We start from the raw sequence: 2587 nt of genomic DNA on the forward strand, positions 1-2587 counted from the left end.
GCGTGTTCTCTTATTCTTGAACAATTATTGCCGCGTATTAGCGTTTGCAATCTCTCTTTCTGTTCCAGAAAGGGAAATCCTTTTGCAGGCATTGTCCCCTCCACCCCTTGCCCAATCAACTTTATATATTATACTTTTTTAAAGTCTATTAGCTTATCGCTCTTTCATCACTCTAGGCAGAAGAAAATAGGAAAAGCTCGTTTTTAGAGGGGCGAGGAAGAACACCTTGGAGCTGATTCATTAGAGCAATAAGTGTAGAAAAACCAATTGACAAATGTGTTATTGGAAATACGATTAGCCAAGGCTTGAGCAAATTAAACAAGACAAAAGGTTGGATGATCAGACGTAAATTATTGAGTAAGTTTTTCCATCCTTGTCCCTTATCCCACCAATCATGCGTGGAGAACTTGGTAATAAGTTGAGCTTGGACTGGATTTGCCTCTTGCTCATCCCGATTATTTAGAACTCTGGCATGAAGACTGACCATAAGATACGCACTCATTATTAATTCCCACCACTTTTCGATTTGAGAATAATCTGTTACGCGGAAGTCTGCCCATCCCAATTCATTCTTACTTTGTTTCAACCCATACTCAACCCAATTTCTTAAACCATATAAATTTCCAACTTCCTTATACTTAATCCCAGGAACTTTCGTCATTATGTACCAAGTGGAATTCTGCGGTAAAGTTTCTGTGTTTGTAGTAACTTGCCAGTACTGAATCTGACAACGCTGACCAAAAATTATTTCTCGAATGTATCTTTTCTCTTGCGTGCCATTAGAGAAAATCCGGTCATAAGTACGCCATTTGTTATGCCTAACTTTCTGTTTCTGCGGTAGCCATACGCTATGATTGCTCCGAATTGCCACCACACGCATTCAGTTTTAATTCATACAGCACGCTCAAAAAGTTACTATCACTCTCGCCATACAAACTATCTGCCAATACAAGCTTGAACTTCAATCCCATTGACTGGAGTTCTCGAATCATCAAGGCGGCAATTTGGGGCTTGCTTAAATATGTATCTTCTGGCAATAATCTTTCTCTTGGTTTATAAACTCTAAATAATAAGGGAAAAGTCATTCCTTCCAATAAACCGTATGCTGTAACCGCTACGATTCCGTTTTCAATTTTTCCCAGATTCCCAATATACTGTCGTTTGACATAAGAAGTTGCCCCGCCTTTCTTTCTGTCTCCCGTTTCATCAATAATTAATTCAATCTCTCACCCAGCTAAGGCTTGCAAAATCAAATTTAATCTCACATCTCTTAATTCTTTTACTTGCCATGGTGATTCGGTTAGGAAATGCAACAAACCTTGTTCATTATTTAATCCCACTGCTTTAGCAATCGCAGGTAGTGTTTTACGCTTAATTTCAGAAATCATTCCCACATGAAGATACTTAAACGCTTCAAAACTCCTGACCTCTGGAAATACCTTTCTATACCATTGACAGTAATCATCAACGAATTTTATGGTTCCGGTCGACTCTCTTGGCTCAGTCATATGCTAGCTAACGCTTTGCAGCACTCTATTCTATTATTATCTTACTAGAGTGATGAAAGAGCGTTATGCTCGTTAATCAGGCTTTGAACTAGATCGTTGCTAGATTCGTCACGAAATACGTATTTGTTTAGATCCCCAAAACTCATGATGAAATGGGCGATGCAGGGGGCAAATCCTAGTCTTTGTAGCGCAGAGATGCTATCGTCTTGCATGAACTGAAATAGTGGAGCTTGAGCGAACTTTGCTTTTTTGATTTCAATGATATTCAGAATATCTTGAAAAGATGCAAATTCAATAACAGAAGGAAACATATCAGTAATTATTAGATTCAAAACTACATATTTGCTCTTTTTTGTTGATGGTTGCTAAAAGCTGACCACCTACAATTGCTAAGGTAATTGAATATGAGTCTATTTGTCGTTACGGAAAATGTCGGGAGTTAGTAACTATTTAATTTAAAAAACTCAGATTGACTCATCCAAATCCTGGTCTTGCGGCAATAATATTTTATACTCACTCGACCACAAACGACACTTTACAAAGGATATCTTTGCTATCTCATTACTTCTGGAAATCTCAGGTAGAATTTAGTTTATTCATAATTGCATAATTGAGCGTTGAACTACTTACAACATATAAAGTTTACTCTTTAAGCAGGGCAGCGATAATCGATAGTTTCTCTAAGCTAAGAAAGCACGATCAAGAATTTCTCTAACAAACTGGTAAACCTCTGGTTCGTCTGATGCTCTTGATCCAGCAACGTTAAGATTTACTATGCCCAACTCCAAAAGAAATAACTGAAATCTATTAACAATATCGACATCAATTAATTTTTTACATAAGTGTATATACGGCTTTTTGGATTTTTTAGCTAATTCAACAGTTAATAAAGTACCTGCAAAGATTTCTTCAGAAATTGAAAATACAGCAGTTCCATCAGAGTCACGGACATTCCATTGAGTCCGCTCAGAATACTCAGATGATAGTGTTTCAGTTAAGTCATAAGCTGATAGACATTTAACTTGTAAGAACTTTATTTCCTTTATTACGGAGCTTTCTATTCCAATTAATTACTAAGT

2 protein-coding genes and 1 pseudogene are annotated in these 2587 nt (G+C 37.0%); all 3 read right to left on the bottom strand.

The window, feature by feature from the left end; genetic code table 11:
- Nucleotides 1–172: 172 nt before the first annotated feature.
- The 3 genes and pseudogenes from C7B70_RS25515 to C7B70_RS29010 all read right to left on the bottom strand — a co-directional run bounded on the left by C7B70_RS25515 (nucleotide 173) and on the right by C7B70_RS29010 (nucleotide 2575).
- Nucleotides 173–1508 (bottom strand): annotated as a pseudogene (locus C7B70_RS25515) (IS701 family transposase).
- Nucleotides 1509–1552: 44 nt separating this feature from the next.
- Nucleotides 1553–1819, bottom strand: coding sequence for a hypothetical protein (locus C7B70_RS25520; RefSeq protein ID WP_199192579.1), 267 nt, complete (start codon nucleotides 1817–1819; stop codon nucleotides 1553–1555).
- 369 nt (nucleotides 1820–2188) lie between these two features.
- Nucleotides 2189–2575, bottom strand: coding sequence for a YpsA SLOG family protein (locus C7B70_RS29010; RefSeq protein ID WP_106371659.1), 387 nt, complete (start codon nucleotides 2573–2575; stop codon nucleotides 2189–2191).
- Nucleotides 2576–2587 lie beyond the last annotated feature (12 nt).

This window comes from Chlorogloea sp. CCALA 695, from assembly GCF_003003885.1.
Classification (GTDB): Bacteria; Cyanobacteriota; Cyanobacteriia; order Cyanobacteriales; family Chroococcidiopsidaceae; genus Aliterella.

Excerpts from the sequence above, each read along its gene's own strand:
- C7B70_RS25520 (WP_199192579.1), bottom strand. The coding sequence starts at position 1,819 with ATGTTTCCTTCTGTTATTGAATTTGCATCTTTTCAAGATATTCTGAAT.